General features: G+C 50.1%; 23 protein-coding genes. 17 read left to right on the top strand and 6 right to left on the bottom strand.

Annotated features, from left to right (window positions below):
- Positions 1 to 29 precede the first annotated feature (29 nt).
- Both McpAg1_RS01375 and McpAg1_RS01370 read right to left on the bottom strand, forming a co-directional pair.
- The gene (locus tag McpAg1_RS01375) at positions 30 to 605 is read right to left on the bottom strand and encodes a YdeI/OmpD-associated family protein (protein WP_338093493.1); all 576 of its coding nucleotides are present in this window, start codon (positions 603 to 605) and stop codon (positions 30 to 32) included.
- A gap of 108 nt (positions 606 to 713) precedes the next feature.
- The gene (locus McpAg1_RS01370; RefSeq protein ID WP_338093492.1) at positions 714 to 863 is read right to left on the bottom strand and encodes a hypothetical protein; all 150 of its coding nucleotides are present in this window, start codon (positions 861 to 863) and stop codon (positions 714 to 716) included.
- A gap of 711 nt (positions 864 to 1,574) precedes the next feature.
- Between McpAg1_RS01370 and McpAg1_RS01365 the strand changes: the two genes are divergently transcribed.
- Both McpAg1_RS01365 and McpAg1_RS01360 read left to right on the top strand, forming a co-directional pair.
- Positions 1,575 to 2,600 (top strand): type II glyceraldehyde-3-phosphate dehydrogenase, encoded by a 1,026-nt coding sequence (locus tag McpAg1_RS01365; RefSeq protein WP_338093491.1) that lies wholly within the window; start codon positions 1,575 to 1,577, stop codon positions 2,598 to 2,600.
- An 11-nt stretch (positions 2,601 to 2,611) separates the two neighbouring features.
- On the top strand, positions 2,612 to 3,784 hold the full coding sequence (locus McpAg1_RS01360; protein WP_338093490.1) for a histidine phosphatase family protein: 1,173 nt from the start codon (positions 2,612 to 2,614) through the stop codon (positions 3,782 to 3,784).
- Between the two features lie 242 nt (positions 3,785 to 4,026).
- Here McpAg1_RS01360 and McpAg1_RS01355 read toward each other — a convergent pair whose 3' ends face one another.
- On the bottom strand, positions 4,027 to 6,762 hold the full coding sequence (locus McpAg1_RS01355) for a cation-translocating P-type ATPase (RefSeq protein ID WP_338093489.1): 2,736 nt from the start codon (positions 6,760 to 6,762) through the stop codon (positions 4,027 to 4,029).
- 159 nt (positions 6,763 to 6,921) lie between these two features.
- On the opposite strand from McpAg1_RS01355, the gene McpAg1_RS01350 reads away from it, so the two are divergent.
- From McpAg1_RS01350 to McpAg1_RS01340, 3 genes are all read left to right on the top strand, one after another.
- Entirely contained in the window at positions 6,922 to 7,329 is a 408-nt protein-coding gene (locus tag McpAg1_RS01350; protein WP_338093488.1) for a pyridoxamine 5'-phosphate oxidase family protein, read from the top strand.
- Positions 7,330 to 7,389: 60 nt separating this feature from the next.
- Positions 7,390 to 8,112, top strand: coding sequence for a winged helix-turn-helix domain-containing protein (locus tag McpAg1_RS01345; RefSeq protein WP_338093487.1), 723 nt, complete (start codon positions 7,390 to 7,392; stop codon positions 8,110 to 8,112).
- 82 nt (positions 8,113 to 8,194) lie between these two features.
- Positions 8,195 to 9,154 carry a tyrosine--tRNA ligase gene (locus McpAg1_RS01340; RefSeq protein WP_338093486.1) on the top strand — a complete coding sequence of 320 codons (960 nt, stop codon included), beginning with the start codon at positions 8,195 to 8,197 and terminating at the stop codon, positions 9,152 to 9,154.
- 25 nt (positions 9,155 to 9,179) lie between these two features.
- Here McpAg1_RS01340 and McpAg1_RS01335 read toward each other — a convergent pair whose 3' ends face one another.
- Positions 9,180 to 9,848: an MmcQ/YjbR family DNA-binding protein gene (locus tag McpAg1_RS01335; protein ID WP_338093485.1), complete on the bottom strand. Its 669-nt coding sequence runs from the start codon at positions 9,846 to 9,848 to the stop codon at positions 9,180 to 9,182.
- A gap of 465 nt (positions 9,849 to 10,313) precedes the next feature.
- Between McpAg1_RS01335 and McpAg1_RS01330 the strand changes: the two genes are divergently transcribed.
- From McpAg1_RS01330 to cgi121, 4 genes are all read left to right on the top strand, one after another.
- The gene (locus tag McpAg1_RS01330; RefSeq protein ID WP_338093484.1) at positions 10,314 to 11,141 is read left to right on the top strand and encodes a serine protein kinase RIO; all 828 of its coding nucleotides are present in this window, start codon (positions 10,314 to 10,316) and stop codon (positions 11,139 to 11,141) included.
- A 1-nt stretch (position 11,142) separates the two neighbouring features.
- Positions 11,143 to 11,685, top strand: a complete 543-nt coding sequence (locus tag McpAg1_RS01325; protein WP_338093483.1) for a KH domain-containing protein — start codon at positions 11,143 to 11,145, stop codon at positions 11,683 to 11,685.
- Positions 11,686 to 11,775: 90 nt separating this feature from the next.
- Positions 11,776 to 13,956 carry an ATP-dependent DNA helicase gene (locus McpAg1_RS01320; RefSeq protein WP_338093482.1) on the top strand — a complete coding sequence of 727 codons (2,181 nt, stop codon included), beginning with the start codon at positions 11,776 to 11,778 and terminating at the stop codon, positions 13,954 to 13,956.
- Between the two features lie 3 nt (positions 13,957 to 13,959).
- A complete protein-coding gene (gene cgi121, locus McpAg1_RS01315; RefSeq protein ID WP_338093481.1) occupies positions 13,960 to 14,466 on the top strand; it encodes a KEOPS complex subunit Cgi121 in 507 nt (168 codons plus the stop codon).
- Positions 14,467 to 14,468: 2 nt separating this feature from the next.
- On the opposite strand, the gene McpAg1_RS01310 is transcribed toward cgi121, so the two are convergent.
- Both McpAg1_RS01310 and McpAg1_RS01305 read right to left on the bottom strand, forming a co-directional pair.
- Positions 14,469 to 14,990, bottom strand: coding sequence for a GNAT family N-acetyltransferase (locus McpAg1_RS01310; RefSeq protein ID WP_338093480.1), 522 nt, complete (start codon positions 14,988 to 14,990; stop codon positions 14,469 to 14,471).
- Entirely contained in the window at positions 14,977 to 15,465 is a 489-nt protein-coding gene (locus McpAg1_RS01305) for a MogA/MoaB family molybdenum cofactor biosynthesis protein (protein WP_338093479.1), read from the bottom strand. The genes McpAg1_RS01310 and McpAg1_RS01305 overlap by 14 nt, the downstream gene beginning before the upstream one ends.
- A 567-nt stretch (positions 15,466 to 16,032) precedes the next feature.
- Here McpAg1_RS01305 and McpAg1_RS01300 point away from each other — a divergent pair.
- The 8 genes from McpAg1_RS01300 (at position 16,033) to McpAg1_RS01265 (ending at position 26,081) form a co-directional block, all read left to right on the top strand.
- A complete protein-coding gene (locus McpAg1_RS01300; protein WP_338093478.1) occupies positions 16,033 to 17,289 on the top strand; it encodes an ORC1-type DNA replication protein in 1,257 nt (418 codons plus the stop codon).
- 34 nt (positions 17,290 to 17,323) lie between these two features.
- Positions 17,324 to 17,815 (top strand): Lrp/AsnC family transcriptional regulator, encoded by a 492-nt coding sequence (locus tag McpAg1_RS01295; protein ID WP_338093477.1) that lies wholly within the window; start codon positions 17,324 to 17,326, stop codon positions 17,813 to 17,815.
- A 15-nt stretch (positions 17,816 to 17,830) separates the two neighbouring features.
- Positions 17,831 to 18,994 (top strand): aminotransferase class I/II-fold pyridoxal phosphate-dependent enzyme, encoded by a 1,164-nt coding sequence (locus tag McpAg1_RS01290; protein WP_338093476.1) that lies wholly within the window; start codon positions 17,831 to 17,833, stop codon positions 18,992 to 18,994.
- Between the two features lie 56 nt (positions 18,995 to 19,050).
- Entirely contained in the window at positions 19,051 to 20,508 is a 1,458-nt protein-coding gene (locus tag McpAg1_RS01285; protein WP_338093475.1) for a DNA-directed DNA polymerase II small subunit, read from the top strand.
- A 227-nt stretch (positions 20,509 to 20,735) separates the two neighbouring features.
- Positions 20,736 to 22,817, top strand: coding sequence for a sodium-translocating pyrophosphatase (locus McpAg1_RS01280; protein WP_338093474.1), 2,082 nt, complete (start codon positions 20,736 to 20,738; stop codon positions 22,815 to 22,817).
- Between the two features lie 132 nt (positions 22,818 to 22,949).
- Positions 22,950 to 23,954: an ABC transporter substrate-binding protein gene (locus McpAg1_RS01275; RefSeq protein WP_338093473.1), complete on the top strand. Its 1,005-nt coding sequence runs from the start codon at positions 22,950 to 22,952 to the stop codon at positions 23,952 to 23,954.
- Between the two features lie 145 nt (positions 23,955 to 24,099).
- Positions 24,100 to 25,281, top strand: a complete 1,182-nt coding sequence (locus tag McpAg1_RS01270; protein ID WP_338093472.1) for a FecCD family ABC transporter permease — start codon at positions 24,100 to 24,102, stop codon at positions 25,279 to 25,281.
- Entirely contained in the window at positions 25,278 to 26,081 is an 804-nt protein-coding gene (locus McpAg1_RS01265) for an ABC transporter ATP-binding protein (RefSeq protein ID WP_338093471.1), read from the top strand. The genes McpAg1_RS01270 and McpAg1_RS01265 overlap by 4 nt, the downstream gene beginning before the upstream one ends.
- The last annotated feature ends 40 nt before the right edge of the window (positions 26,082 to 26,121 follow it).

Below are 26,121 nucleotides of genomic sequence, written 5' to 3'. Positions count from 1 at the left end.
ATAATCAAAATTTTCTCCATACCATGCATCTAATATTCAGTCAGCCGTCCATAATCATTCCAGTCACCGAACATCTTTCCTGCCGCAGACTGCTCAATAAGTTTTTTCACTCTTTTTTCAAACACAGCTCTGTCTTTCCTTTTGTCACGTTGTATGGAATCGATACGGACACGCTGATAGAGAGAAGGAAAACTTTTGAAATTATCCCATGCCGTCGGATTTTCTTTGAACGCCTGCATGATCTCATCGTCTATGACAAAGCTCTTCTCCGACATATCCGGCAAAACCGCACGCCCTGCGTCCGTCACAAGTCCCAGTTTTTCTAATCTGCGGCAACGTTCCTTATTTAATTCCGACCACGGGCTTCTCGGTGCCCGGGGAGTGAACTTCTGCATATCCACGCCATCGATGTTTTTATGGGTGGTATCTATCCATCCAAAACAAAGAACTTCTTCTACTGAGTCAAGATACCAGACAAAATCCTTTGGCGGAATTTTTCCTTTCTTTGCAATCATCCAGCATTCCGTTTCCTTGTCATGATTTTCTGCTAACCACTCCCGAAATGCCTCTCTTGTGGTGATGCCAAGAATATTTTTTGCCTCCACGGTAATCCGCCCTGTTCAGTAATTGTTCGACTGTTCTGCAAAGAAAGTATTTGGATTTGTGCTGAGTCCTCCTTTGTTTTTATCACGCCGCAGCACACAGCCGGATATTTATAGAGAGTGAGCAATTCTTCGGTTTGAAGAGTTGCCCATATGATACACATCAAAATCCTCTCCATGAATGAGGCTCATGATCTCCTTCCATGCATCCTTGAGTTCCTTAAGAGAACCCGGTCTCAACAGTCCAGTGGCATCTGACACGCATGATTCTTGACTCTATAATAGAACAGACGCGGGAGAAGAAGATGAACCATTATATGATAAGCCCTGAGTACCTCAATGTGCATAAGGAAATAACAGAAAACAGAACTACCGAACATCAAATGAGCAAAACAGACACCCAGTCAGAACCTGACCAGAATAACCGGTCGGGGAGTTAGGCTCTGACTAAAGTATTTGACGATCTCAAAAGTGAAAGTTATGTGTGGAAAATCACCTGCTGATCATCGACTGTCTTGACATTTTTGAGGTAATACCTGATGGAAATATTTGTGTGCCAACAACTTGTAGTTCCAGCGGACGAACAATGTTTCAGTGTATATCTGAAAATATTTTCCAGACCCAGCGGAATACATAACTCCATCAGGTAGTACAATTTAGGATTCTCTCATTTCAAGAAGATAAATCTCTTGGACACAAATTAGGTTTGCTTAGACAGCGTAGTATCCATGGCATACCAGGGTATCAGAAGGGCACGGCAAGCGCAAGAAAATCTCAAATAAAGCGCTTATCATCTGACAAAAAAGAGAGCATCAGTTCCGGACAGGATGCTTCAAAAAAAATTCCGCGCCGGATTTTTTCCTGAGGCATACCGTTTCGTTTGAAGTTGCAGGCAGTCATGGTTCAAAAACAATAATCCAAAACCACCACAGCATATGCTTTTATGATACCAAGAGAAAAGCATACAGTAGTATGATCAAGGTTGCTGTCAACGGATACGGAACCATCGGAAAACGTGTGGCTGATGCAGTCGCCGCACAGCCTGACATGGAAATCATCGGTGTCTCCAAAACCAAACCCGGCGCAGAAGCATTTGTTGCAAAACAACGCGGATACCCCCTTTACATCGCAGACATCACCAAAAAGGAAAACTTTGAAAAAGCAGGAATTCAGGTCGCAGGCAGTGTTGCGGACATGATCCAGAAAGCCGACATCATCGTTGACGCAACGCCCGGAGGAGTTGGCGAAGGCAACAGAGTCCTGTACGAAAAATACGGCAAAAAAGCAATCTGGCAGGGCGGCGAGGATCACGAGGTCGCAGGATTTTCCTTCAACTCCTCCTGTAATTATACAGAGGCGATTGGAAAACAGTTCGCCCGCGTGGTATCCTGCAACACCACCGGATTATGCCGGATCATCAACTTAATCGACTCAGCCTTTGGCGTCAAAAAAGTACGGGCCACGATGGTTCGCCGCGGTGGCGACCCTGGCGATGTCAAACGCGGACCGATCGACGCAATTGTCCTCAACCCGGTGACCATTCCCTCTCATCACGGCCCTGACGTGCAGAGCGTTCTGCCGAACATCAACATCGTCACCTCCGCAATGATCGTGCCGACAACCCTGATGCACATGCACTTCCTCAACATGGAGCTGAAGAATCCTGCGACCAAAGAGCAGGTCATCGAACTTATCAAAGCACACTCAAGACTCGGCCTCATTGAGAAGAGCACAGGGATAACCAGCACCGCAGAGCTCAAGGAGTACGCATGCGATCTGCTTCGCCCGAGAGGCGATCTCTGGGAGAACGGTATCTTCAAAGAATCCATCTCGGTCCTCGAAGGAACAGATCTCTATCTCTTCCAGGCGATTCATCAGGAAGCGGACGTTGTTGTGGAAACTGTTGACTGCATCCGTGCGATGGCAGGCAGGTGCCAGACCGCATCCGAATCGATTGCGATCACCAACAAAGCGGTCGGCCTTACCGCCATCAGATAATTTTCTTTTTTATGAATTTCGACGATCTGATCCCAAGCTCAGACAAAACGCATCATCTCTATGAAGGGGTGCCGATCTATGAACGGCGCTTCAAAAATATCGGGCCGTTCAAATTTCCGGGACTTGCGGTTGCCTGTGATGCGGCAGGAGCGTGTCACATTACGTTTGCCGGAGAGCCTGCGTATGCTGAGCGGTATGACTGGACCGGAGACTTTGCCGAAGGAGTCGCAGCAGTCAGAGACGCGAACGGCCGTTACTTTTACATCGATCAGACAGGAAAGCCGATTGCTTACGACACGTATCTGTATGCGACGGATTTTGCCGAAGGTTCGGCGGTTGTGTATCATGAAACATTCGGGGCAACCCACATTACTACGGCAGGCGAGCTGCTCTACGGAGACTGGTACTTTGATGCACGACCTTTTGCAAACGGAGTTGCAGCAGTCCGGGATGAAAACGGCTGGCTGGTAATTGATGCCGCGGGAACGGTAATCGGGAGAGCAAAAGAGCCTGCGGAAAAGTTTCCCCTGAGAGGAGATGTCCGCTATGTTCCGCAGGAGAATCAGATCCCCAAAGTTTTGCAGACTGCAGACTGGGACGCGGCCGCAGTTCTGATGCGGCACGGAGAACGACAGCCGTTCATCAAAGGAGAGCCTGGTTCAACAAAAGTTCTGACTGCCCGGGGAAGGAGGCAGGCGCGGGAGTTTGGAGCTGCGCTTCCTGATGTGCCGATTCGTGCGTACGCAAGTCCGATGGTTCGGTGTGTGCAGACCGGTAATGAAATTCTTGCAGGAGCTGGCGTTGCCAAAGAAGCAGAGGAAAGTCTGATGCTTGGAACGCCGAGCGCGTATGTCGCAGACGATGAACTGGTCAGAGAGTTTTATGTAATAAATCCGGTGAAGATCATGAGCCTCCGGTATGTCGCTGGCGAAATCCTTCCCGGACATTATCCTGTGGATGTTGGTACCAGCCGGATGTTTGATTTTGTTTCGGGTACGCTTGCCGACGGAGAAATTTCGGTCTGCATTACGCATGATGCATGGATTGTTCCTTTCGTTTCCCTCCTGACGGGTTATGATTTTACGAATGACTGGCCGGGTTTTCTGGACGGCTGCGTTCTGATGCGGCGGGATGGGAAGTATTTCCTGTGGTGGCGGGGAAGAGAGTACCCGATCGCTCGGTGAATATTTGAAACGCGAATAGCGCGAATAAAAAAAATCGCCAATGGCGATTTTTCAAAAAAAAAATGTTTGTGTTTTTTCTGAACGAATAGAATCTGTCCAAAAATAAGTAATTATAATAATTTTTTAAAAATCGCCATTGGCGATTTTTTTATTCGCGGTATTCCGCGAAGCGGTGAGCAGGCCGAAGGCATGCGATTCGTGCTATTCGCGTTCCCTTTTTCAAAAAAAATTGAGAGAAAAAATCATGCCGGAGTCGCAGCCCCGGCAGGAGATCGTTTCAGCACCCTCCTCGCAATCGCCTTTCCTGCCTCGCCCAGAAACAGAGCAACGACGGCTATCATAATAGCAACAAACCATGCCTGCTCGCCCAGCGCCGCAGTGCCGAACAGACTCTGCATGAATCCGATCTCAGTGAGAATCACCGCCCAGGCAATCACCACCAGAAACATGATGAAGAGAGTACGATTCGTCAGAAACTCGCGGGTGAAGATACTCGCGTCCGGGAACCGGAGGTTTGCCGTGAACGGAATGTGCAGAAGGATGAACGTAATCATCGTCATCGCAATCGCCTGCTCGGGCGTTCCGCCGGTTGACTCAATCCAGATATATCCTGCAAGGGGAGCCGCTCCCCAGTAAATACCGACGAGGATCATCCGCACGGTAAACCATCCTGACATGATCCGCTCATTCTTCGGTCGCGGCTTTTTCGTCATAATTCCCGGAGCTGCCGTATCATAACACAGTGCCATACCGACCGGGACCGTAACAAAGTAGCTGATAAAAAGCGTCTGTACCGGCGCAAAAATTCCTGTGTAGGCGCCGACAAAAAGCGCGGCAAACAGAAACAGAAGAATGTAGGCCATCAGATTTGCCATCTGGAATCTGATGAACTTCAGCATATTATCATAGAGAACACGTCCCTGACGAACGGCTGTTACAATCGTTGCAAAGTTGTCGTCGGTCAGAATCATCTCGGCAGACTCCTTTGACACTTCGGTTCCGGTAATTCCCATCGCAACACCGATGTCTGCGGCCTTCAGCGCCGGAGCATCATTGACGCCGTCACCGGTCATCGCAACGATATCGCCTTTTTCTTTGAGGGTCTGCACAAGCCGCACTTTGTGTTCCGGCGCGACGCGGGCAACAACGCCGATATCATCGATCGAAGCGCGGAGCTGTTCATCCGACATCGCAGACATCTCAGCACCAGTGATCACTTTTCCGGAGATGCCAAGCTGGCCGGCAATCGCTCCGGCAGTTGTTCCGTGATCGCCTGTGATCATTCTGACCCGGATGCCCGCGGTCTTACAGGTGGCAATTGCATCCTTCACCTCAGAACGCGGCGGATCAATAATGCCGACCATCGCAACAATCGTGAGATCGCGGATGCTTTCAGGCGTAACTGAAGAAGAATCAAACGTGGCCGGATCAAAGTCGCGGTAGGCTATCATCATCACCCGCAGACCTTTTTTCGCCAGATCATCGTTTGCCGCAAGAATCGCGGACTCGGATCCGGCAAGGGGGGAGACGGTTGTATTCGTATCAATATAGGAGACACCGCGGGAAACAAGGACGTCAGGCGCACCTTTGACATAACACCGGACGATCTCTTTGCCGGTGTTCGGGTCGGTCATTGCGTGAAACGTTGCCATGAACTTGTACTCGGAGTCAAACGGAACTTCAGCAATTCGCGGGTACTCGGCCCGGGTTGCTGCGGTGTTGAGGCCTCCCTTCTCCGCAAGAATCACGAGAGCCCCTTCGGTTGGATCGCCGACGAGTTTTCCATCCGATACTGTCGCGTCAGAACAGAGAACCATCGGCAGAAGAATCGGGTCAAGTGAGGCGATCGGGGCGCCGCCAACATGCTGAATCTGACCGTTCGGATAGTATCCTTCGCCGGTGACCGTCAGCGTGCGGCCCGCGACGACAATTTCTCTTGCGGTCATCTGGTTCATCGTCAGGGTTCCTGTTTTGTCGGAACATATGGCAGAGGTTGAGCCGAGCGTTTCAACAGAAGGTAAACGCTTCACAATTGCTCCGCGTTTGGCGAGGTCCATCGTGCCGACCGAGAGCATCAGCGTCATCACGACAGGAAGGCCGGTCGGTACTGCCGCGACCGCAAGCGCAATGCCGAGCGTGAAGAGATCATCAAACGACTCGCCATGGTAAAGGCCGATACTTATCAGAAGAATGAGCGCAATGGCTGCAATGATTGCAACCGCGATGCTGAGCTGATCGATCTTTTTTGTCAGCGGAGTCTTTTCCTCTTTGACCTCGCGAAGCATGCCGGCAATTTTTCCGACTTCGGTGTTCATGCCAGTGCCGGTCACGATCATTTTTCCTTTGCCGCGGGTCACGACCGTGTTCATGAATCCCATGTTGGCCTGATCACCGATCGGCATATCGCCAGAGGAGAGAACGGCTATCTCTTTTGGAACCGGCTGGCTCTCACCGGTCAGGGCCGACTCTTCGATTTCAAGAGCTGCTGAGTAAACAATTCTGCCGTCGGCAGGAACGATGTCGCCGCTTTCAAACTCCACCACATCGCCCGGGACGAGCTCTTCGATTGCAAGCGTTATCAACGCGCCGTCACGAAGACAGCGGGTGGTGGTCTTCATCATTTTTTTCAGCGCCGCAACACTGTCTGCGGCCTGGCGTTCGGAACGAATGCCAAGAATGGCGTTCAGCAGTGTTAAGGCAAATAAAAGCAACGCGGTGCTGACGTTGCCGACATACAGACTCAGGGCTGCTGCTGCGAGCAGAATTATCTGCATGTAGTCGCGGTACTGGCGAAGAAAAACCCTGATGAAACTTGGCTTCTCCTCATTTTGCAGTACATTGCCGCCAAATGTTTTCCTGCGCTCCTCTGCCTCGGAAAGGGAAAGGCCCTGCTCAAGAGAGGTTGCAAGACGGCTCTCGGTATCCGAAACAGACAGGGAGTACCAGGACTGTCCGGAGGAAAAATCCAGTTTATCCATTGCAGTATCCTGTTGTGAAAATTAGCGGCGAGTATGCATTAACCTGCGTATGGGGTCATGTTTTTAAAAGTTATAAAAATACACTAAAAGGTTATTTTTATAAACATGAAAGATCAATAGAGTAGTAGAGAGTCCGCACAGACTCGAAGGAAAAACATCATGACAAACGAAGCAATGGAATTTATGAAGAAAAACCCGGTCCTCTATCTTGCAACTGTTGACGAATCCGGCAACCCGAAAGTCAGACCATTCATGTTCATGCTGGAGAAGGATGGAAAACCCTACTTCTGCACCTCGAACAAAAAACCGATGTATGCACAGATGAAAAATCATCCAAACATTGAGATAACAACCGCGTCCCCTGAGTTTGCCTGGATAAGAATTTCTGCGAAGATCTCGTTTTCCAATGATCTTGAGATCAAAAAAGCGGTCATTGCATCAAGCCCTCTCGTGAAAGGCATCTATCAGACCGCAGAAAACCCGGAGTTTGCAATCTTTACTCTTGCGGATGCAACCGCAGTCATCGCAGACTTCTCCGGCAATCCGCCAAAGACTTACCGTCTTTGAAATCTCAATTTTTTTGAACTATACCTTCATCTGATCACAAAGGAAATTATTTACTGAACAATGGAAGACGTTTTGGCTGCCGAACTTCGCGAAGAGATCAGATCGCTCAGAGCCGAACTTCGCAGATATATTGCCGCAGAAACCTCTGACAACAATTCAGCACTGGAAGCGTTTAGAAAAAATTCTGCTGAGATGCTGATCAAAGGCGAACTTGAGCATGCGAAAAAAACTCTTGAGGCCCAGGCAGAAAACTGTTCTGCAAAGGACAAATGTCTGCCCCAGTTTTCCAAAACCTATGAAACACTTCTAAAAAGTCTGAAGACCGGCTCGATCTCTGCTGAAGAGATAACAAAGATCCGCCGCGAGTACGAAAATGCCCAGAAAATGTGCAGCAACGAAAACTGCACCGGATGTCTTGCAGAAGCAGATAGACTGTTTGCGGCCCAGACAAAACTGCTGAAAAGTGCCGGAGTCTATGCCGGAGACAGTGTCGCCGAACAGATTCAGGAACTCTCTGACGACGCGGTCGTTGCATGGATTGGCGAGCCGCTCGCAAATGTCGTCCGCGTAAAAATTCTCAAGTCCCTTGCAAGCGAGCCGAAAGCCTTTGCAGATCTTGCAAAACTCACCGGACTTCGCGGAGGAAATTTATTGTTTCACTTAGAAAAGCTGACATCATCCGGCATGATCCTGCAGAAGGGAGAGCGCAAAGACTACGCTATCACCTCAAGAGGGCGGGAACTGCTGCATGCAGCAGCTGTTCTCATCGAAAAAATCGGATAAAAAAATTCTTTTTTATTTTTTCCAACCTGTCTACACCGTATCACACATCCTTTATCTCATTGTGCTTCCAATGTAGTAGGATATGGACGCATACGAACTCGTCACCCGTAACACGGCGGAGATCGTCACTGAAGACGAACTCCGGCAATTGTTGAACAAACCAACAAAGCGGGTCTATACCGGGTATGAACCCAGCGGCGAGATTCACCTCGGTCACCTGGTGACCATCAATAAACTGATGGATATGAAAGAAGCAGGGTTTGACGTCGTGGTCTTGATCGCAAACCTGCACGCATATCTGAACCGGAAGGGAACCTTTGAACAGATAAAAGAGCTTGCCGAGTACAACAAGGCATGCATTGAGGCATGCGGTCTGAAAGGAGCAGAGTTTGTGCTTGGGACAGATGTTCAGCTGACGCCCAAATATCAGACCGAAGTTCTCACACTCTGTCAGGAGATAACCCTGAACCGTGCGACCCGAAGTATGGATGAGGTCGGTCGGGCAATGGACAACCCGATGGTTTCGCAGATGGTGTATCCGGTTATGCAGGTTGTTGACATCCCGACCCTCAACGTTGATGCGGCGGTTGGCGGAATTGATCAGAGAAAAATTCACATGCTTGCACGCGAGCATCTGCCAAGCCTTGGCTACAAACCTCCGGTCTGTATTCACACACCGATTGTGAACGGACTCGACGGTCAGAAGATGTCCTCTTCAAAAGGCAATGTCGTCTCGGTCGCAGACTCTCCTGAGGAGATCAAGAAGAAGATGAAGAAGGCATTCTGCCCGCCGGAGACGGAAGGAAACCCGATTCTCCAGGTGTTCCAGTACAATATTTTCCCGCGGATGTCTGAGGTTGTCATCCGCCGCCCGGAAAAGTTCGGCGGAAACTCTGAGTACCAGAGCTATGCAGAACTTGAAGCAGCATATGCGGCAGGAAAAATCCACCCGATGGATCTCAAAGCCGCATGCGGCGACTCTTTAACAGAGTTACTCGCAGATGCATATGCCTACGTGCAGAGCTACAAAAACAAAGCATAATTTTTTTTTGAAAAATTTTTTCCAACTATTTTTTTGCCAACCGATAACTCTCCTCTATCCTGCAAAATATTTCTTCAGCAGGAACGGAGCCATCAAGACATATTGTGAACCAGTGTTTTTTGTTCATATGATATCCGGGAAAATATTTTTTGTTATCGATGAGAGAGGGAATTTCCTCAGAAATGATTCGCAGGTCGATGATCTCAATCAGCTCGTCATCGTCAATGCCGAGTTTTCTTTTCGGTATCCTGAGCAGGGCCGCATACCATTTTTCGGTGTCCTGCCTTCGAAACACCGCATTTTCCGGAAACCTGTTCCATAAAAACTCAAGCTCGTCCCCGTAGGTCTCGCGGACATGGCTAATAACTTTCTTTGCCATGCTGCTTTTGAACACATCACGCTCGAAGCAGGCATTATTGATAGCGGCGAGGACGCTCTCGTATTCATCCCGCACCCGTCCGACAAACTCTCCTTCAGCCTCAGCGACGCGATGCAGAACGTACGCATACTCTGAGACGGTATCAATCACTTCGGTGTAAACTTTTCCCTGTTCAGATATGATGACGGACATCTGAAATCGTCCGTCAAGAAGAGGAGCTGCGTAGTGGTAGCCGTCATTCTGCCGGACAAACCCGAAGGAGAGGAGGCGTTCCGGAATTATTTTTCGATTTTCAAAAATTTCGTCGATCTCCATCTTGTGTGTTCCTTCTCCCGCGGATATTGATGAGGGACTGTAGTATGTATGATGCCATATATTTTTTGTGGATAAAGTGGCTTTGCCCATAAATTCGTTTATTGGTGAACACAGTTTGGGGTTGATCAGCTCCGCCCACGGAAAAACGGAACACACGGAATATCATAGAAATAAAAACATCACGGAGCAGACGTGAACATCACGGAATCCAAAAACAATTCATTTCTGTGGTGTTCACGTCTGCTCCGTGATGTTTTTATTTCTGTGTTTTCCGTATTTCCGTGGGCGGAGCTACGATGAACGTTAGTTGCCAACAAACGATTTTATGGGCAAAGTCTATCTTTCTGAGATCAGAAACCCGAAAATACCGAAGTCCATCACCGATAATTTTTATGACGGTCAGAAGAGCTAATTATTCATAAGAGAAATATAGTATAATTGAAAACGCAATCACCCCCAAAAATCATGAAATCAACACCGAAATCACGTGATCATCACCACGAAAATCTGGATAGAATCGAAAAACTCGACCGGAAGCTTGCCGAGCTCGGCGTCCGTATCAAAGACGAAGACTCGCGCAAAGTCACCGACGAAGTGTTCGACGAGACCACTCTTCTTGCCCTTTACAAACTGGTGAACAAAAAAGTCATCACCTCACTTGGCGGATCCATCTCCACCGGAAAAGAGGCGAACGTATTTTCTGCCGGAAAAACAAACGAAGACGGAAAAGAAATCGGCGCAGCAGTCAAGATCTACCGTCTCCGGACCGGCAACTTCACCACCATGAGCGATTACATCCTTGGCGACCCCAGATTTTCCAACATCCGCAGAACCCACAAAGACATCATCTTCGCATGGACCAAAAAAGAGTACAGCAACCTCTCCCGGACACGCGAAGCAGGTCTCCCCTGCCCGGAACCCTACGCATTTGACCGCAACATTCTGATCATGCAGTTCCTTGGAGAAGGCATCATCCCCTACCCCCAGATGCGTCAGCTTCTGCCAAAAACTCCGGAAGAGACCTACGAAGAAGCTCTCGGCCTCATCCGTGACCTCTACCAGAAAGCCCGTCTCATTCACGGAGACCTCTCAGAGTACAACATCCTGACAGGACCGAACGGTCTCATCCTCATCGACATGGCCCAGGCCGTAACCCCGGAACACCCGAAAGCCTACAACTTTCTATTCCGCGACATTAAGAACATCAACAGGTTTTTTGCATCAAAATGCAAAACAACCGATGAACATGAACTCTTCCGCAGCATAGTCGGAGAAGAATTTTTCGAGATATAACATGACCCAGGAACTCAAGATCCCCAACGACCGTATCGGAGCAATCATTGGAAAAAACGGCGATACCAGAAAACATCTGGAAAAAATACTGAACGTCACCCTTGAAGTCGACAGCAAAGACGGAATCGTCGTAATCGAAAATGAAGAGGACGCACTCGCCGAGATCAGATCAATGGAGATCATCAAAGCAATCGGCCGTGGATTTTCTCCTGACCGTGCCAAAAAACTTCTCGAAGACGATGACATGATCCTTGACTTAATCGACATCTCTGACGATGCAGACACGCCGCAGAAACTTGCCCGCGTCCGTGGAAGAATCATCGGCCGCGACGGAAAAGCCCGCGAACAGATCGAAAACATGACCGGAACGTTCGTCTCGGTCTACGGAAAAACGATCGGCATCATCGGTATGCCTGATCAGGTGAGCGATGCCCACAGCGCAGTCCTCATGCTGATCAGCGGCGCGGATCACAACGCTGTCTTCAGTTTCCTTGACCGCAAGAAGAAGGAAGCAAAGATCAATGTGATAAGCTACTACTACTAAAGACCACCATTCACAATCTTTATTTACAAAGAAGGATTTCTCCATAGTTCCACTCGAAACAAAGGGGTTCAATATTCCATCGGCTATTTCATGAAAATAGACTCACTTCCCATTCCAATTTCCTTGCGCACGAAGTATTCGGCTCTGGGAATCACCGAACTGTATCCGCCTCAGGCGAAGTGCGTAGAGGCGGGTCTGTTTACTCGAAAAAACCAGCTGGTGGCAATTCCTACCGCGTCCGGCAAGACACTTGTCGCAGAAATGGCGATGCAGAAGGAAATTTCAGACGGCGGAAAATGTCTCTATATCGTTCCCCTGAAAGCCCTTGCCGCAGAAAAATATGAAGATTTTTCAGGAAAAGAAGTAAAAGTCGGTATCGCGACAGGGGATCCTGATCAGCGCGACGAATATCTGGGCCGCTATGACATCATCGTCGCGACGTCGGAGAAGACCGACTCACTGCTTCGCAACCGCGCCGAGTGGCTGAAACGCGTTTCTCTCCTCGTGGTGGACGAAATTCATCTGATCGGCGACCCTTCCCGAGGGGCAACGCTTGAGATGGTGATAGCAAAACTGCGGTACCAGAATCCGAACCTTCAGATCATCGGCCTCTCGGCAACGATGGGTAACCCTGAAGAACTCGCAGACTGGCTGAACGCCGCGCTCGTCACGAGCGAGTGGCGGCCGGTGGATCTCCGTGAGGGCGTCTACTATAATGGTGCGATTCATTTCCATGGCTCGGAGAGAATCGTGCAGACGCCGAAAAAAGATGATGACCTGAATCTTTTACTGGACACGGCCGATGAAGGCGGCCAGTGTCTGGTGTTTGTTTCATCCCGCCGCTCGGCAGAAGCTTATGCGAAGCGGGCAGCAGTTGTGCTGAAGAAAAAGTCCGAAGCTCTTGATTTGTATGCGGAAAAAATTGCAAAAGCAGACACTACCCCTTCAGGAAAAGTTCTGGCAAACTCGGTGAAAAACGGCGCAGCGTTTCATCACGCAGGCCTTCCCCGTGCTGCCCGTGAAGCAGTGGAAGAGGGTTTTCGGAAAGGAGAGATTCAGGTTATTGCATCAACCCCGACGCTTGCGGCCGGCCTGAACCTGCCGGCAAGGCGCGTCATCATCCGCGACTATCAGCGCTACGAGGCAGGAGTCGGTATGAACCCGATTCCTGTGATGGAGTACCGGCAGATGGCAGGCCGAGCGGGACGGCCGAGGCTCGATCCATACGGAGAAGCGGTTTTGATCGCAAAGGACCGCGACGCTGTGGACGCGCTGTTTGAAAGTTTCATCGATGCGCCGGCAGAGAACATCACGTCCCAGTGTCAGAAGGAGAATGAACTGCGTAATCATCTGCTCGCATTAATTGCGACAGGTTTTGCAAAAAATCGTGCAGAGCTTGACGGGTTTATGGAGAAGTCCTTCTATGCAAGTCAGAAGGCGGTGCATCGGCGCTTGGATAGAAATATCGGCAAGGCGCTCTCTTATCTGATCGGGTCAGGCATGGTAACTGAAGAGGTGGGCGGCGAGCTGCTTGGAACCTCGTTTGGAATTCTTGCGTCGCGCCTCTATCTGGATCCTGAGACTGCGTCATTAATTCGCGACGTTCTTGAGAAACAGGAGACCTTTTCTGCGTTTGGGATGTTGCATCTCCTGTGCATGACGCCTGATATGTTCAGATTTTATCTGAAGGCTTCTGATGAAAAACTGGTGGATGAGGTGTTCTCTGAGCGCGGCGATGAGTTGTGGTGCGAGGAGTTGTCCGAGGAGTTTTTTGCAGCCGTGAAGACAGCACTCGTTGCTGAGGCATGGTGCGAGGAGGTACCTGAGGAGGTTATCTGCGAAAACTTCGGCGTGGGTGCCGGGGACATTCATGCGGTGGTGGAAAATCTTCGGTGGCTGATGCATGCGTCAGCCAGAATTGCGCATGAGTTTGCGCCTCGGTTCGATAGAGACGTCCGGGACTTGGAGATACGGGTTGAAAACGGTGTGAAGGCAGAGCTTCTGCCGCTGATCGCGCTTCGGGGAATCGGCCGCGTCCGTGCGAGGAGATTATTCGACCGGGGCATCACCACGCCTGAGGATCTGCTCTCAGCAGAGCCAAAGGATGTTGTCGGAATTCTTGGCGCGGTGCTTGCGAAAAATGTTCTTGAGCAGGCGGCAAAAAAAATTGGAAGAGTGTTAGACGAAGTCCCCCTTCCCGAGGAGGAGGTTGTCCCTGCGAAAGCGAGTGAGACAAAACCGCAGAGGACGTTGTTTGATTTTGGAGAGTGAGTTATGATGGAAAAAAGTTTGGAGATCTATTCAGCAGAGGCGGTGGTGGATGATGTTGCCGCAGCCCTTTCACTGGTGAACGCGGCGGCGAAAACTGCGAACGCAGTTATCGTACTGTTTGATGCGGAAAAAATTACCGGGCCAAACCATATCCGCTCTGCTGTGATGCATGCAGAACGATCATTTGCTTCGGGAAAGCCGGTTGCGAGAACTTTATCGATGGAGATTTTGTTGTATGCATCCGGCCAGCGCCAGTGTTCGTTTGCTCCGCAGTTTGGTCTGCATCTTGAAAAAAATTATTTGTATGTTGCAGTCCTTGGCGGAGATTTTGCAAAGGCAAGAGATCTGCTGTTGGATGTTGCGGTGCCAAAGGATCATCAGATGACAGCAAACGTTTCAGTGCTGATGGAACTTTTCGGGATCACTGCTGAAGAGATCGAGGTTGTCGGTGTTGAACGAATTGAGGAGCTGGTGCTTGAACGGGTTGCAATGATGGATGCGTACAAGTAAGTTCAGAGATATTTTTCCATCACATAATCATCCATCGCGTAGCCGTTCCCGATATCAGTCACCAACTCGCGGGCGCGGACGAACCCAAGTTTTTCGTAAACGCTAAGCGAGGAATAATTTTGTTTGTTGACGGTGAGATAAATCGTCGTAAGACCTTCGCGCCGGCAGATCTCTTCGATGAACTGCAGAGCAGTCCTTGAAAACCCGCGGCCCCGGAAATTTTTTTCGACATAAAATTTGCTGAGAAACATTGCGTGATTCTCGGGCTCCGGACGGATGCTGATGTAGCCTGCATTCGCAGAGCCAACTTTGAGCAGATAATACTGATAATTTTCTTCTTCGATCTGGTTGCGGATGGCTGCAGCTGACTGAAATGTTTCAATCATATACCTGGTCTGTTCCTTTCCGATGATTGGAACATAATGTTCGGTCCAGATTTCGTTAGCAAGCTCTGCTGTGCTGTGGATATCCTCACTCGTTGTCACCGGATGAATGGCAAATTCTGTCATGTCACTGGGCTGCATGCGTGATAATGTGGCGAATTTCTGGAACAATGATCTCTTCAGTTGCGAGTTTCACTGCTTTTGGAGATCCCGGGATGCAGAAGATTGCGCAGCCGTTGGTGATACCGGCAGTTGCTCTGGAGAGAATCACCGCATTTTTCACCTGCTCATAACTTTTTATCCGGAACAGTTCGCCAAACCCGTCCATCGTTTTGTGGAAAAGCGGAGCCACTGCTTCAATGGTGCAGTCATCATGCGTAAGACCTGTTCCTCCGTTCACTACAATGCAGTTTGCGGTTTTGAGTGCTGCAAGAACTGCGGTTCGAATCGCAGAAATATCATCCTTCACGATCACCAGTGAGATAACCGGGATACCTGCAGCGGTGAAGGCATCACGAATTATCTGGCCGCTCAGATCTGTTTTTTCCGTCCTGGTCGTTGACACCGTAATGATCGCAGTCTGTATGGAGATATCGGTTACATGTTCAGCTGGCATGAAAATAGATAGGCATTCCATGATATTAGGCAGTTCGCATCGGACATATCAGGTGAAGAGAACCGGGACTTGATGTGAAGTAAAAAAGAGATCTCATCAGATTATTTTTTTTCCAAAATTTTTGCAATGTTTTTTAGAAAAGTCCCCCACCCCTTCATTTCGAGTGGAGCGCATGGAAGGTATCTTTGGAAAAATGATACGTTCCATACTGAGTATCACTATTCATTAGTAAGTCTACTTCTCATAATATAAAACTTTTCTTTTTAAACATTGTAAAAAATTTTTGTTGATTATAAAAATAAAAAAATTATAAGAAAAATTGAGACCTAAGAAATGAGGAAAAGCTCGGAGAGCATGATTTTTGCCGGGCACAGAACTCACTTTCCACTCGAAATGAAGGGGTGGGGGAGTATTACTTGTGAACTATTCCTTTCTTAGCATTTGAGTTCTATATTCAGACATTTTGCATTCAGTATCTCTGGTGAGCATGAACCTTTTTTTCCAATGGAAACAGCGGTATATTAATAGGAACAACAACGTAATGGTAACCTAAGGATCTGGTACATCATGACTGAAGAACCATACAAATCTATAGGACTTTTCAAAAAATACACCATAAAAAATAAAATTTTTCAGAATCGTGAAGTTCTTCGCCACAGTTACAGCCCTCGCGAACTGCCGCACAGGGTGGATCAGATCGATTCCATCGCAGTAATTCTTGCCCCGGCTTTGCAGGGAGCAACCCCTTCAAACATCCTCATCTACGGAAAAACCGGTACCGGAAAAACCGCCACCGTCAAGTTTGTCGGATCCGAACTTGAGAATGAAAGCTCGGAATTTTCTCCCTGCAGAATGGTTCACCTCAACTGTGAAACAATCGACACCCAGTACCGGGTACTCGCGCAGATTGCAAATCATATCAGCGGTCATGACCTGAAACCAAGTGACCGCGCCAAAAATACCATCCCTGCAACCGGCTGGCACACCGATCAGGTGTACTCGGAACTCAAAAACGTGCTTGAGCAGGCAGGCGGTCTGCAGATCATCGTACTGGACGAGATTGACAAACTGGTCAAAAAGAGTGGTGACGACACGCTTTACAACCTGACCAGAATCAACAGTGATCTCAAAAATGCCAGAGTAAGTATAATCGGCATCTCCAATGATCTCACCTTCAAAGATTTCCTTGATCCTCGCGTGCTTTCCTCTCTCTCTGAAGAAGAACTCGTGTTCCCTCCCTACGACGCAGTCCAGCTGCAGGACATTCTCCACCAGCGCGCCGAGATGGCATTTCTCCCTGACTCCGTGAACGAGGACGTCATCGCATTGTGTGCAGCGCTTGCCGCACAGGAACATGGTGACGCCCGCCGCGCACTTGATCTTCTCCGCGTCTCCGGTGAACTTGCCGAACGCGAATCTGCAGAACAGGTTCTCGAGGTGCATGTCCGCCGCGCCCAGGAAAATATCGAGACCGACACCATGAGCGAGTGCGTCCAGACCCTCCCGCGTCAGGGAAAAATGGTGCTCTGCTCCATGCTTTTAGTCTCCTCCGCAGGCCAGAAGGTGTTCACGAGCGGCAGCGTCATCAACGTCTACCGCGAACTTGCCAAAGAGATGGACGTCGAACCCTTAACGCACCGCAGGGTTTCTGATCTCATCAACGAACTCAACATGCTCGGCATCGTCACCGCCCGCGTCGTCTCGCACGGCCGGCACGGCCGGACAACAGAAATCTATTTCAACAGTCCCACTAATCAGATACGTACAGTAGTAATGAACGATCCAAGACTTCGGGAGTGCAGTATTTTACATCCGCTTCTGTAAGTTTTTTGGAATAACTCACAAAAGGTGAAAAATTATGGACGAAAAGGATACAGTAATCCTCAGGGAACTGCAAAAGAACGGCCGCATCGCAGCAGGCGATATTGCCGTTATGCTGGAGGTTGATGAAAACGAAGTTGAGAATCGTATCGCAGCACTCCAGGCAGGAGGCATTCTCCGGCGCTGTACCGCAGTCATTGACTACGGTGCTGCGGGGGTTGATGAGGTGGCTGTAATTCTGTCCCTCAAAATAACTCCCGAACGCGGACTCGGCTACGACGGCATCGCCGCCCAGATCGCCAGATTCCCGCAGGTGGAGTCCATTCTCCTCCTGACCGGAACGTACGATCTGCAGGTCATCATTCGCGGTCAGTCCATGGCCGAGGTCTCCCGGTTTGTTGCCGAACAGATCGCCTCAATCGAAGGCGTCCGCGAGACCATGACGCAGATCGTCATGAGAACCTACAAGGAGCAGGGTGTTGAGATGCTGCGGCCGGGCAGCCGCGACCGGCAGCTCATCACATTCTAAGAAGGGCATGGGATCATGAGGAATTTTGTGTCACGGATGGCCGGGGAGTTACCTCCGTCCGGCATCCGGAAATTTTTTGATCTGCTGCTCACGATGGACAACGTGATCAGCCTCGGCGTTGGCGAACCTGATTTCGATACGCCATGGAACATCTCGCAGGCTGCCATCTCATCCATTGAGAAGGGCATGACGATGTACACCTCAAACCGCGGTCTTGCCGAACTGCGGGAACTGCTTTCCGCAGATCTTGACCAGCGCTATCATACGAAGTACTGCCCGGAGACTGAGATGGTCATAACAACCGGCGTCTCCGAGGGTCTGGACATCGCAATTCGCGCAGTTGTTGATCCGGGAGATGAGGTTCTCGTTGTTGACCCGTGCTTTGTCTCCTATCAGGCAGAAGTGCTGATGGCAGGAGGCAGGCCGAAGACGCTTCCCTGTTCTGCACAGGACGGCTTCAAGGTAACTCCTGATGTATTGATGGAGTCAATCACGCCGAAGTCCAAAGTTCTGCTGCTCAACTTCCCGACCAACCCGACTGGCGGTGTGATGGGAAAGGATGATCTCCAAGCGATCGCTGACATCATCATCGATCATGACCTGCTGGTCATCTCTGATGAGGTGTATGCAGAACTGACCTATGACGGTCATCATGTCTCGACCGCCGCGATTGACGGACTCTGGGAGAGAACGATCACGCTGAACGGATTTTCCAAAGCCTATGCCATGACCGGCTGGCGGCTCGGTTATCTGTGTGCGCCAAAAGAGATCACGAATGCTGCTCTCAAGATTCATCAGTATGTGATGATGTCTGCTCCGACCGCGTCGCAGTTTGCAGGCATTGAAGCTCTGAAGAACGGCGAGGATGCAAAGAATGAGATGATCGCCGAGTACAGGATCCGAAGAAATCTCTTTGTCAAAGGACTCAACGATGTCGGTCTCCCCTGCCATCTGCCAAAGGGTGCATTCTATGCATTTCCGTCGGTTGAAGGAACAGGACTTAGCGATGAGGAGTTCGCCGAACGCCTGCTGCGTGAACAGCATGTTGCGGTGGTTCCCGGAAGCGCGTTTGGAAAGAACGGCCGCGGCCATGTGCGGACCTGTTATGCGGTGGATCGGGCGAAACTTTCCGAGGCTGTACGCAGGATCGGAGTCTTTGTTGAGTCGCTGCACAGCTAAACTATTTAACCCCTTTGTTTCGAGTGGAGGAGTTTATATGCTCCCCACCATTTTTCATGCAGAAGAGAGAGATTGTTGCACGATTCCTTGAGGCGGGACTGCTGGTTCATCCGGCTGTCGTCACGTACATCAGCGAAAGCGGTGGTTCCGGAGTAATTGAAGGAATTATCAGCTCACTTCCTTCGGGAGTTTCGGTTGTAACCACCAAAGAGGTTCCCGGCATGACCGCCGCCCGGCTCGACAAGCTGAATGTTGGTGTGAGTGCTGTTCCTGAAATTCTTGCGGGCCGCGAGGGCTCTTCGATACCAACGGCAAATCCTGAAGAGTCGTTTGCCCTGTTCCGCGACCGGTATGATACGCTTGCTGCAATGATGCGGCCCCGCGTGAGCCCTGTTCCTATCGAGGCCCTGGTCAAACAGAACAGCAGATTTTCCGACACTGATGTCGGCGTGATCGGTATGGTTGTCGAAGGTTCCACGAGTGCGAAGGGTCACCGGATTGTGGAGATCGAGGATCCTACCGGAACGATCAAGGTTCTGTTCAACAAAAACCGCGAAGGGTTTGATGATGCGGAAAAAATTATTCCTGACGAGGTCATTGGTGTCCGCGGCAAACTTTCCCGGGACAGTGGCGGCGGCGGAGGAATGATATTTTCTGATACACTTTTCCGGCCTGAGATTCCACTCACGCATGTGATCTCGCCGTCCAAAGAACCGGGCAAGGCGGTGTTCATCTCTGATGTGCATGTGGGAAGCGACACGTTCCTTCCTGATGCATGGAACCGGTTCGCTTCATGGCTCGACGCACATCCTGAAGTCGGGTATCTCTTAATCGCAGGAGATGTGGTGGACGGCATCGGCATTTATCCAAATCAGGATAAAGAGCTGAACATCAAAACAATCTACGAGCAGTACGATGCCGTGGGCGAGATGCTCTCGGCCCTGCCGTCCCATCTTCAGATCATTCTCTCGCCCGGCAATCACGATGCGGTGCGGGCTGCCGAGCCGCAACCTGCTCTGCCGGAGGAGTTCAGGACCCAGTTCCCGGCAAACGTGACGTTTGTCGAAAATCCTGCGGTGGTGAACATCCAGTCGGTGAATGTTCTGATGTATCATGGCAGAAGTATTGATGATCTCATCAAGTTCATTCCGGGATCAAAATATGAAGAGCCTGGCGAAATTATGGAGGCGATGTTGAAGCGTCGCCACCTTGGTCCGATTTATGGCCAGCGCACACCGCTCCTTTCAACACCCGCAGACAATTTAGTGATCCGTGATGTCCCTGATATTTTACACACCGGCCACGTTCACATCACAGATGTGGTGAACTACCGGGGAGTCCTCGCTATCAATGCAGGGACATGGCAGGCCCAGACTTCGTTTCAAAAACAGATGAACATCACGCCGACGCCTGCTGAGGCGGTTGTGGTGGATCTTGAGACGATGCAGCATGAGATATTGAAATTTCTTGACCCACCCACGGAAAAACAGAACGCAGACCGAAACGACTCCTGAAAAAGGAGTTAAACACGACAGAACGGCGTGTGAAAGGCATGCGAATCGTGGGAGGTTCGTGAATCAAAACATCCCCCCTGCGCTCTTCATTCGTCAATAATCGAAACCATTTCGTACGCAGATGTTTTTGTCTCCACCACAAACTCTATTTACAGTAGTATTATTAGGTTGTCTGTCCTGTACTATAGAGAGAAACCAATCCGGTTTACCGGAGGTTTTTGATTCTTATGGATCTGATCTATCTCGCTCCAATATGTGCCGTTATCGGCCTTCTCTTCGCACTCTACTCTTACTCCGTGGTGAAGAAAGAGGGAACAGGCGATGAGATGATGCAGAAGATCGCTGCAGCCATTCACCTTGGCGCAATGGTCTTCCTGAACCGTCAGTATCGTGCAATCGGAGCCTTTGTTGTTATTATCGCGGTCATCCTTGTCGCTCTTTCCTTTGTGACTGACGACAGTCTGAGCATCTGGGCCGCACCGGCATATGTTATCGGTGCAGTCCTCTCCTCAGCAGCAGGATACGTTGGTATGCACAGTGCAACCAAGGCAAACGTAAGAACTACCAATGCTGCAAAGCGCGGTATTGCTGCAGCAGTCAAAGTTTCCTTTGCAAGCGGATCCGTCATGGGTATGACCGTGGTCGGACTTGGTCTTCTTGGAACCTCTGCAGTGTTCCTCGCTTTAATCGCCATCTTCGGCGGATTCGGCGACATTGCAACCGTCAACACTGTTGTCTCCAACATGGCGGCATTCGGTTTTGGTGCATCCTCTGTTGCACTCTTCGCCCGTGTCGGCGGCGGTATCTTTACCAAAGCAGCTGACGTTGGTGCTGACCTTGTCGGCAAAGTCGAAGCAGGCATCCCTGAAGATGATCCCCGCAACCCGGCAGTCGTTGCAGACAACGTCGGTGACAACGTCGGTGACGTCGCAGGTATGGGTGCTGACCTGTTCGAGTCCTATGTGGGTTCGATCGTTGCATCCATGGCTCTCGGTATTGTCGGCGCAACCTTTGCCACCACGCTCTTTGGTGAGAACGTCGATGCACTGAATGTCATTCTTCTGCCGATGCTGATCTCCGCATTTGGTATCATCGCAGCAGCTGTTGGAACTCTGTTTGTTCGAACCAAGAAGAATGAAAACTCCGCAATCCACAAAGCATTCAACACGGGAACCGTCATTGCACTGGTCATCTCTGTTATTGCAACCTACTTCCTGACCTCCAACCTTATTGGCGGATCCTTTGGTATGGGTATCTGGTTTGCAACCATCGCCGGTCTTGTCGCAGGATTTGGTATCGGTCTGATCACCGAGTACTACACCTCCTTTGACTACAAACCAACGAAGGCAATCTCCGAGTCCTGTCAGACCGGAGCAGCAACCAACATAATTAATGGTTTTGCAAAGGGAATGGAGTCCACCGTCTGGCCGGTTCTGATCATTGCAGCCGCAACCTATGTTGCCTACTACTTCGCAGGCATGTACGGTATCGGTATTGCAGCGGTTGGTATGCTGTCCACTCTTGGTCTTACCCTCGCAGTTGATGCATATGGCCCTGTCGCAGACAATGCCGGAGGTATTGCAGAGATGTCCCACCAGCCCAAAGAGGTTCGTGAGATCACCGACACCCTTGATGCAGTCGGAAACACCACTGCAGCAATCGGTAAAGGATTTGCAATCGGCTCAGCCGCACTCACCGCTCTCGCTCTCTTCAGTGCATACGCAACCGCAGTCGGCCTTGAGGCAATCGATATCTTAGACACCAATGTGTTTATCGGTATGCTGATTGGTGGCATGCTTCCGTTCCTCTTCTCCGCGCTTACCATGACCGCAGTTGGTCAGGCAGCACAGAAGATTGTGGTCGAAGTCCGCCGCCAGTTCAAAGAGATCAAAGGTCTGATGGAAGGTACTGCAGAGCCGGACTACACGTCCGCAGTTGCTATTGCAACCGACTCCGCAATTCACAAGATGATTCTGCCGGGCGTTATTGCAATCCTTGCACCGATCATTGTTGGTCTGATTCTCGGTCCTCTTGCACTCGGCGGTCTCCTTGTTGGAGCACTTGTCACGGGCGTTCTTCTTGCACTTACCATGGCAAACTCCGGAGGAGCATGGGACAATGCAAAGAAGTACATTGAACTTGGTAACTACGGCGGCAAAGGCTCTGATGCTCACAAGGCAGCAGTTGTCGGTGACACTGTTGGTGACCCGTTCAAGGACACTTCCGGACCTGCATTAAACATTCTGATTAAGCTGATGAGCATGATTGCACTGGTGTTCGTGCCGGTCATTCTTGCTTTCGCAATGTAATCTGAATCCAATCATACAACATTTTTTTAGGGGGCCTTCGGGTTTTTTTATCATTTCGTTTCATCGCGTGCGGCATCATACACCACTGAACAGAATAATTGAATATAATTCAAATGAAATGATTATACTGCAATGAAGCGTCTCCTGCTCTCCCTCCTCCTTCTCGTTCTCCTCTGCGGTTCAGCCGCAGCTGCCGGATGGTCTCCCGTCACCATAACGGACGACTCCGGTTACACCTCAGAGATCTCAGCCGTTCCGGAAACAATTGTCTCTCTTGGCCCGTCCAACACGGAAATTTTGTTTGCCCTTGACCTTGACGACAAGGTTGCAGGCGTGACCGAGTACTGTAACTATCCCGAGGCGGCAAAAACAAAATCCATTGTGAGCGGAGTGTCATCAATCAACGTCGAAAAAATTGTTGCCCTCAATCCTGATCTCATTCTTGCAAATGCGATCAACGGCGAGGACAACATCGCTCATCTCCGTAAGCTCGGCTACACAGTTCTCGTTCTCAACCCTGACAGTGTTGAAGGAACCTTCAGCTCAATGCGCCGCATCGGGAATGCGACCAACACCTCTGCCGCAGCCGAAAGTCTGATTGATTCCATGCAGCAGCGGCTTGACGCTGCTGCTGAGAAAATAACTGCTGGAGAAAAGCTGACCGTCACGCACCTCATGAGCAGTGATCCGTACTGGGTCTCAGGCGTTCACACGTTTCAGAATGAACTCATCATGCGTGCCGGCGGGGAAAATGCCTTTCCCGAGGTTGACGGCTGGGGAATTGTGAATCTTGAACATCTTTTGATCACCGACCCGGACATTATTCTCGTTGACTCGGGTGCAGGCATGGGAGAGAAAGGAGAAAATATTTTGAAAAAATCCATCATGACCGATCCCCGCCTCTCCTCACTCTCCGCAGTGAAAAATAATCGCGTGTATGTGATGGACTCAGACATCTTTGACCGCGGCGGCCCGAGAATTGTTGACGCACTGGACGATCTCATCGCAGTCATGTATCCTGCGACGTCTGAAGAACCGGCCGCAACCCCGCAGGCATCAGGTTTCGGTGCGGGTGTCCTGCTGACCGCGGCGGTTTTTGGTCTGGTAGTTTTGAGAAGAGAGAAACTTTGCCCATAACTTCGTTTATTGGCAACGCCACATTTTTTTGCAATCCCCGCGTTCACCCTTTTCAATACTGTGATCCGTTAATGGCATATAGTTAACAAATCTGATATGATTCAAGAGATTTAATCATATCTAAAAAGACAATCAGTACACACATATGGCTGATGCAGTTCCCTCATCTCAGGAAACCGAAAGGAGACTGCCGAACTACCGGCTCAGGTTCGTTCTTCTGATACTTGCCGCAGTTGCCTGCATCATCATCTCGTTTTCTGTCGGCAGATACTCACTTGACATCGCCGACGTCGTACTGATTTTTCTTTCTGCATTCTACTCTGCCGGAGAAGCCGCAGTTGAGAATGTGAATGCACTTCTCTCGATTATTCCCCTGCTCTCTCCGCTTTCAGGAATTCTCTGGCTGTCATCTGCAATGCTCTCAGAAATTTTGGATCTCATCTCACAGATTCTGCCGGGCTCGGGCACTATTGACTTTGCAACTTACAGTGTTATCTTCAACATCCGGCTCCCGAGAATTCTTGCGGCACTTCTTGTCGGCGCAGCTCTTTCAACCGCAGGTGCTGCATATCAGGGAATGTTTCAGAACCCGCTCGTCTCACCTGACATTCTTGGAGCTTCGGCGGGTGCGGGCTTTGGCGCAGCGGTTGCCATTTACTTTTACCTTGGAACGGGAGCAATCACCAGCCTCGCCTTTGTCGGCGGCCTCATTGCGGTCGGTGCCGCATATCTCATAAGCCGCCTTACGAAAGGATCTGCAACCCTGAGCATGGTGCTTGCCGGAATTCTCATCGGCAGCCTCTTTTCTGCTGCCACCTCCTACATCAAACTCGTCGCCGACACCAATGATCAGCTGCCGGCAATCACCTACTGGCTTATGGGGAGTCTTGCCGGCGTCACCATGGATGACGTCTACTTCGCAGGAACCGTTATTCTTCTCGGACTTATCCCGTTGTATCTGCTTCGCTGGAGAATGAATGTGCTGACGCTCGGCGAGGATGAAGCACGAAGCATGGGTATCAACACCAACATGCTCAGACTTGTTGTGATCATCTGTGCAACACTCGTGACTGCCGTATCGGTTTCCATCTCCGGCATCATCGGCTGGGTGGGCCTCGTCATTCCGCACTTTTCCCGCATGGTCTTCGGCTACGACTACCGAAGAATTATTCCTGCGTCCATTGTTATGGGAGCAGCATTTCTTTTACTCGTGGACGACTTCTCGCGAACGATCGCCAGCACCGAAGTCCCTCTCGGAATTCTCACGGCATTTGTCGGCGCACCAATATTCGCGTACTTGCTGATGATGGGAGGAAAACGATCATGAATCTTGAGGTTGCAGACCTCTGCTTTGCCTACAGCAAAAGTTCGCGACAGGTGTTAAACGATATCTCCTTCTCGGTTGCAGAAGGAGATCTTCTTGCCGTGCTTGGCCCGAACGGTGTCGGCAAAAGTACGATGTTTCGGTGCATTCTCGGATTTCTCAGAAATTATCAGGGCACCATTCGGCTGAATGGTGTTGATATCAAAACTCTCGATCACAAACAGATCGCAAAACATATCGCCTACATTCCGCAGTCAACACATCCGGTGTTCAACTACACGGTCCTCGACGTCGTTCTGATGGGCCTGACCAATCAGGTGAATCTGCTTGCAGCACCCAATCAGAAACACATCGATGAAGCATATCTGGCGATGGAAAGTCTCGGCATCGGCCACCTTCGGAATGCGGGTTATGGTGAGATCAGCGGAGGTGAACGCCAGCTCGCCTTAATCGCACGGGCACTTGTGCAGAAAGCGAAAATTCTCATCATGGATGAGCCGACCGCGAACCTTGATTACGGCAACCAGTTCCGGGTGATGTGTCGGATATCGGATCTTGCAAAAGAGGGATATCTCATCATCCTTTCCACACACAATCCGGATCATGCATTTTTGTACGCAAACCGGACGCTGATGATCCATGGCGGACGAGTGATCGCTGATGGGGCGCCGGAGAAAGTGCTGGACGCGCAGCTGATCAAAAACGTCTATGGCGTGGACGTTCACATAGAAAATTACGCATATGGCTCCCGCCGCCACAAACTCTGCATCCCGATTGATGGCGGTGTTGGAAAGCATGAGTGATTTTGTTAAATTTTTCTATTTTACTTTCCCACTGGGGTGA

It is taken from the genome of Methanorbis furvi (assembly GCF_032714615.1).
Classification (GTDB): Archaea; Halobacteriota; Methanomicrobia; order Methanomicrobiales; family Methanocorpusculaceae; genus Methanocorpusculum; species Methanocorpusculum furvi.
This window is presented reverse-complemented; position numbering and strand designations above follow the sequence as displayed.